The following is a 6,275-nucleotide window of genomic DNA, read 5'->3' as shown; positions in this document are numbered from 1 at the left end:
CCAGCGATCCAGCGGGATCAGCGTTTTATGAAAGGGATCGAGCAGATTAAAATGCTCCGGCTGCGGCGCAGGCGCGCTGCTCAGCCAGTCGCTGCCGCTGGCGGCGGCATCATGGGCGGCGCCGCCGTCGGGCGTGCCCCAGGCGTCAGCGCCCTGGCTGGCTGGCGCGGCGTGCTGCGTGGCGGCATCCCCCGCACCGGACCAGGGATCGCTGCTCGCCTGCGCGGCGGCGTCGGTCTGAGGCGCGGCGCTCGCGCTATCCCACGGATTACTGTTCTGTTCACTCATGACGAAGCTCCCTCACGATCTAAAGCGCGTAACAACATGCCTTTGGAAATGATGCCGACGTACTGATTCTCTTCGCCCACCACCGGCACGGCGCAGGGCGCGTGTGCGACGTGGCCGAGCAGATCGTTCAGCGAGGTATCGGAGGGAACGGCGGCCGGCGCGTCGAGCAGGGCGCTATCCAGTCCTTCGCCCGCCGCCAGCGCCGCTTTCAGCGAGTCGGTCGAGACCACGCCGATAAACTTCTGCTTCTCCAGCACATAGCCGAATTCGCGATCTTCATCCTGCAGCAGCTTGATGGCGGAGCGCGGGCCGAAGCCGGGCGCTTTGCGGATCAGCGATCCTGCGCTGCGGCGGGCGATATCTTTCGCGCTGAAGACGTGGCTGATATCGACGCCGCGGAAGAAGGTGCGCACATAGTCGTTGGCCGGATTATTCAGAATTTCGTCCGGCGTGCCGACCTGCACCACTTCGCCGCCCTGCATAATGGCGATGCGGTCGCCGATGCGCATCGCTTCGTCGAGATCGTGGGAAATAAAAATAATGGTGCGCTGATGTTTCGCCTGCAGCTTAACCAGCTCATCCTGCATTTCGGTGCGGATCAGCGGATCGAGCGCGGAAAACGCTTCGTCCATCAGCAAAATATCGGGATTGATCGCCAGCGCACGCGCTAATCCCACGCGCTGACGCATACCGCCGGAAAGTTCGTCGGGATAAGCGTGGGCATAATTTTCCAGCCCGACCTGACGCAGCGCGTCCAGCGCTTTTTCCTGACGTTCCGCCAGCGGGACGCCGGCTAATTCCATGCCGAAGGCGGTATTATTTAGCACATTCATATGCGGCATCAGCGCAAATGACTGAAATACCATGCTGATCTTATTTCTGCGCACGTCGCGCAGTTCGCTGTCGGATATTTTGGCGATATCGACGCCGTCAATAATTACCTGGCCCCGCGTGGGCTCGATCAGACGATTGAGAAGGCGAACCATGGTCGATTTTCCAGAGCCGGAAAGTCCCATGATGACGAATATCTCGCCTTCTTCAATGGCCAGACTGGCGTTTTTGACGCCCAGCGACAAACCGGTTTTCGCCAGTATTGTCTCTTTGCTTTCCCCTTTTTCAATATATTTAAACGCGCGGTCGGGATTATCCCCAAATATTTTATAAAGATTTTTTACTTCAAGTTTAATTGCCATGCAGTGATAAAATCCTGGTTAAATTATTTTGAAGTTCAGCTTTCCTGGTGAAATTTAAGCGGGTCATACCGTAACATACTGACACTATCTGACAACCCTGAAGGGCCATATTCATAGCGAAAGAAACAGTGCAATCGGCAGAATTTCCAGTGCTCACAAGGGATGAGGGCGGAATAATTTTTTACCGACGCAACCCCGATTTATGGCGATTTGGCGCCGTCAGCGGCAAAATTGTCAGAAAAGAAGATGCCGAAAAGAGGTAATTAAAGCTCTTTAACGGGAAGTGATGGCGAAATAAAAACGGCGACTTTGCGAAATATCCGGCGGCCAGCGGTGCGAAAAAAATAATATTGTCGGGCCGCAACGGGCCCGACGCGGGGTGATTAAAAGTCCCAGTCTTCGTCTTCGGTTTCTACCGCTTTGCCCATCACGTAGGAGGAGCCGGAGCCGGAGAAGAAATCGTGATTTTCATCGGCATTGGGCGAAAGCGCGGCGAGAATCGCCGGATTCACCGCGGTGAGTTCTGCCGGAAACAGCGCCTCATAGCCCAGGTTCATCAGCGCCTTGTTGGCGTTGTAGTGCAGAAAGGTCTTCACCTCTTCCGCCCAGCCGACGTCGGCGTAGAGCGCCTCGGTATAGGCGACCTCGTTGTCATACAGCGCCAGCAGCAAATCGTAGGCGAACTGCTGCAGCGCCTCTTTGCGCGCGTCATCAACGTTCTCCAGCGCCTTCTGATATTTATAGCCGATGTAATAGCCGTGCACCGCTTCGTCGCGGATGATCAGCCGAATGAGATCGGCGGTATTGGTCAGCTTGCCGCGGCTTGACCAGTACATCGGCAGCCAGAAGCCGGAGTAGAAGAGGAATGACTCGAGAAACACGCTGGCGATCTTTTTCTTCAGCGGATCCTCGGCGCGGTAGTGCTGCAGAATAATACGCGCCTTGTTCTGCAGCGCCTCGTTCTCCTCGCTCCACTGATAGGCGGCGTCGACGTCGCTGGTGTTGCAGAGCGTGGAGAAGATCGAGCTGTAGGAGCGCGCGTGCACCGCCTCCATAAAGCTGATATTGGAGAGCACCGCCTCTTCGTGCGGCGTCAGCGCGTCCGGCATCAGGCCCGGCGCGCCGATCACGTTTTGAATGGTGTCGAGCAGCGTCAGCCCGGTAAACACACGAATCGTGAGCTGCTGCTGCTGACTGTCCAGCGTCTGCCAGGCGGGCAGATCGTTCGACAGCGGCACCTTTTCCGGCAGCCAGAAGTTGCTGGTGAGACGGTTCCACACCTCAAGATCTTTCTCGTCCTGAAGACGGTTCCAGTTAATCGCCTGAATTTGTTGTAGTCGCATAGTTTTCATCACAGGGCGCAGGAAACGCAGCCCTGCACCTCCGTGCCCTGTAGCGCCATCTGGCGCAGTCGAATGTAGTAAAGCGTTTTGATGCCTTTCTTCCAGGCGTAAATCTGCGCTTTGTTGATGTCGCGGGTGGTGACGTCGTCGCGGAAGAAGAGCGTCAGCGACAGGCCCTGATCGACATGCTGCGTCGCTTCGGCATAGGTGTCGATAATGGCTTCCGGCCCGATCTGGTACGCATCCTGATAGAGCTCGAGGTTCTCGTTGGTAAGGAAGGGCGCGGGATAATAAACGCGTCCGGTTTTGCCCTCTTTACGAATCTCGATGCGCGACACGATCGGGTGGATGCTCGAGGTGGCGTGGTTGATATAGGAGATAGAGCCGGTCGGCGGAATCGCCTGCAGGTTCTGGTTATATAACCCGTGCGCCATTACCGCTTCGCGCAGCGCCTGCCAGTCGGCGCGCGTCGGCAGGGCAATTCCCGCCTCGGCGAACAGCCGCGCCACGCGCTCGGTGCGCGGCAGCCAGTCGCGCTCGACATATTTGTCGAAGTAAGCGCCGCTGGCGTAGGCCGAGCGCTCGAAGCCGTCGAAGCGCTGCCCGCGCTCGCGCGCCAGCTGATTCGAGGTGCGCAGCGCGTGCCAGGTGACGCAGTAGAAATAGAGATTGGTAAAATCGAGCGCCTCCGGCGACCCGTAAGCGATCCCCTCCCGCGCCAGATAGCCGTGCAGGTTCATCTGGCCCAGACCGATGGCGTGCGAGCGCTGATTGCCTTCGGCCACTGACGGCACCGAGCCGATATGGCTCATATCGGAGACCGCCGTCAGCGCGCGTACCGCTACCGCCACGGTATTGGCCAGATCGCCTGAATCCATGGCGTGCGCGATATTCAGCGAGCCGAGGTTGCAGGAGATATCCTTGCCGACGCGGCGATAGCTGAGGTCCTCGTTGAATTCGCTGGCGCTGTTGACCTGCAGGATCTCCGAGCAGAGGTTGCTCATATTGATGCGACCGGCGATCGGGTTGCTGCGGTTCACGCTGTCTTCATACATGATGTAGGGATAGCCGGACTCGAACTGGATCTCGGCCAGCGTCTGGAAAAAGTCGCGCGGCTGGATCCAGCGCTTACGGATGCGGTCGTCCGCCACCATCTCCTCATACTTTTCGCTGATGCTGATATCGCCGAACGCCTGGCCGTAAATGCGCTCGACGTCGTAGGGGGAAAAGAGCGCCATCTGGCGGTTCTCTTTCGCCAGCTGGAAGGTGATATCGGGGATCACCACGCCGAGCGACAGCGTCTTGATACGGATCTTCTCGTCGGCGTTTTCCCGTTTGGTATCGAGAAAGCGCAGGATGTCGGGATGATGCGCGTTGAGCCAGACCGCGCCCGCGCCCTGACGCGCGCCAAGCTGATTGGCGTAGGAGAAGGCGTCCTCCAGCATCTTCATCACCGGAATCACGCCCGACGACTGGTTCTCGATGCGTTTGATCGGCGCGCCGTTTTCGCGCAGGTTAGAGAGCAGAAACGCCACGCCGCCGCCGCGCTTGGAGAGCTGCAGCGCGGAATTCACCGCGCGGCCGATCGACTCCATATTGTCTTCGATGCGCAGCAGGAAGCAGGAGACCAGCTCGCCGCGCTGCTGTTTGCCGCAGTTAAGAAAGGTCGGCGTCGCAGGCTGAAAACGGCCGCTCAGCATCTCCTCCAGCAGCGATCGCGCCAGCGTCTCGCTGCCCTGCGCCAGCGTCAGCGCCACCATGCAGGCGCGCTGTTCGAAGGTCTCCAGATAGCGTTTGCCGTCGAAGCTCTTTAGCGTATAGCTGGTGTAGAACTTCCACGCGCCGAGAAAGGTTTTAAATTCAAAGCCCCAGGCCGCCGCCTCGTCATGAAAACGGCACAGAAAGTCGAAGTCGTACTGGTTCAGCACCGCCGCTTCGTAATAGCCTTCTTCGACCAGATAGCGCAGGCGCTCCGCCGCGCTGCTGAAAGCGAGCGTATTCGGCGCGACGTGCTGCAGAAAGAACTGGCGCGTCGCTTCGCGATCTTTGTCGAACTGGATGCGGCCATCGGCATCGTAGAGGTTCAGCATGGCGTTTAGCGCGTGATAGTCGAGCGTTACGCCATTGAGGGTGTCTGTTGTTGCCAAAATTGGGTTACTCCCGCTTTAACCGTGGCGATGTCGTCCGGCGTTCCCATCAGCTCAAAGCGGTAGAGCACGGGAACCTGGCATTTTTGCGCGATGATGTCGCCCGCCAGGCAGTAAGCCTCGCCGAAATTGCGGTTGCCCGCGGCGATCACGCCGCGAATGCCGCGCCGGTTCGATTCATCATTAAGAAAGTGAATAACCTGTCTGGGCACCGCGCCGCGACTGCCGCCGCCGCCATAGCTGGGCACCACCAGAATATAGGGCTGGCGCTGCTGCAGGCGAGCGGCCAGATCGAGCGGAATGCGCCGCGCCGGCAGACCCAGACGGGTAATAAACCGATGGGTGTTTTCCGACTGGCTGGAGAAGTAGACCAGTGGAAACATGGCGCTACTCTCCTGCCGTCGCAGGCTGGCGCAGAGCGGCGATTTTGTCTGGACGGAAGCCGCTCCAGTGATCGTTGTCCGCCATTACCACCGGCACCTGGCGGTAGCCGAGCGCTTTCAGGCTGTCGGCGGCTTCAGGCTGCGCGTCGAGATTAATCAGCTGATAGACGATGCCGTGACGATCCATGGCGCTTTTGGTGGCGTTGCACTGGACACAGTTATCTTTAGTGTAAATAATAATGCGCATGATTCGTATTTCTCTTAAGTCATGGGCCAGGTGGCGTGAACCGCAGACGATGGCCATTATTCTGGACGGCGTTGCGGCTCGCATCTTGTGTCTGAATGATAGAGAGAATACTAGATATAGCGTTATAAAAATTCAAGCACGCTATATATAGGGTTTTCGGCAAAACATCGGCAAAAAACGGCTAACGCCAGGCGGCATGGGGATCGGGGCAGGGGAAAGAATTTTGTAAAGACGACGAGGCAGGAAAAGGGCGAAAAAAAGCCCCGCTTGCGCGAGGCCTTGAGGGTTCTGACGAGATTAGCGGCGACCGACCAGCAGCGCGCCTAACACCAGGCCGACCGCGGCGCCGATGCCCACGCCGTGCCAGGGTTTGTCGTGCACGTAGGCGTCAACCTGATAGCTCGCATCGCGTGCCGCCTGCGAAACGCGATTATGGCCGCCGTTCAGTTTCGCGCGCGTCTGCTTCAGCAACGCCTGCGCCTGACTGCGCGCAGAGTCCACCTCATCTTTCGCTTCGCTGCCGTAAGATTTCAGCAGCGCTTCCAGCGAATCAGCGAGATCGTTCACATCCTGGTTAACATCAATGTCATCGTTTTTAGTGGTTCGATTAAACATTTTTTCGCTCCCTTTGATTTTAAACGTAATACTGAGTGTAGACGATGCACAGATAAACG

6 protein-coding genes and 1 pseudogene are annotated in these 6,275 nt (G+C 58.0%); all 7 read right to left on the bottom strand.

The features are described 5' to 3' along the window. Positions 1-288, bottom strand: a pseudogene (locus B3229_RS14530) (proline/betaine ABC transporter permease ProW); the annotation flags it as partial. After that, positions 285-1,481 carry a glycine betaine/L-proline ABC transporter ATP-binding protein ProV gene (gene proV / locus B3229_RS14525; protein WP_286871842.1) on the bottom strand — a complete coding sequence of 399 codons (1,197 nt, stop codon included), beginning with the start codon at positions 1,479-1,481 and terminating at the stop codon, positions 285-287. The gene proV and the pseudogene B3229_RS14530, both read right to left, overlap by 4 nt. 383 nt (positions 1,482-1,864) lie before the next feature. Further along, complete coding sequence (gene nrdF, locus B3229_RS14520) at positions 1,865-2,824, bottom strand: class 1b ribonucleoside-diphosphate reductase subunit beta (RefSeq protein ID WP_048786830.1); 960 nt, start codon at positions 2,822-2,824, stop codon at positions 1,865-1,867. Between the two features lie 8 nt (positions 2,825-2,832). Next, positions 2,833-4,971, bottom strand: a complete 2,139-nt coding sequence (gene nrdE / locus B3229_RS14515) for a class 1b ribonucleoside-diphosphate reductase subunit alpha (RefSeq protein ID WP_277269194.1) — start codon at positions 4,969-4,971, stop codon at positions 2,833-2,835. After that, positions 4,941-5,354, bottom strand: coding sequence for a class Ib ribonucleoside-diphosphate reductase assembly flavoprotein NrdI (nrdI, locus tag B3229_RS14510; RefSeq protein WP_048786801.1), 414 nt, complete (start codon positions 5,352-5,354; stop codon positions 4,941-4,943). Before nrdI ends, nrdE begins: the two co-directional genes overlap by 31 nt. Before the next feature lie 4 nt (positions 5,355-5,358). Next, positions 5,359-5,601 (bottom strand): redoxin NrdH, encoded by a 243-nt coding sequence (locus B3229_RS14505; RefSeq protein ID WP_286871836.1) that lies wholly within the window; start codon positions 5,599-5,601, stop codon positions 5,359-5,361. Positions 5,602-5,898: 297 nt separating this feature from the next. Beyond that, positions 5,899-6,216: a DUF883 family protein gene (locus tag B3229_RS14500; protein WP_033791919.1), complete on the bottom strand. Its 318-nt coding sequence runs from the start codon at positions 6,214-6,216 to the stop codon at positions 5,899-5,901. Between the last annotated feature and the right edge of the window lie 59 nt (positions 6,217-6,275).

It is taken from the genome of Pantoea sp. UBA5035, assembly GCF_002415245.1.
GTDB lineage: Bacteria > Pseudomonadota > Gammaproteobacteria > Enterobacterales > Enterobacteriaceae > Pantoea > Pantoea septica.
This window is presented reverse-complemented; position numbering and strand designations above follow the sequence as displayed.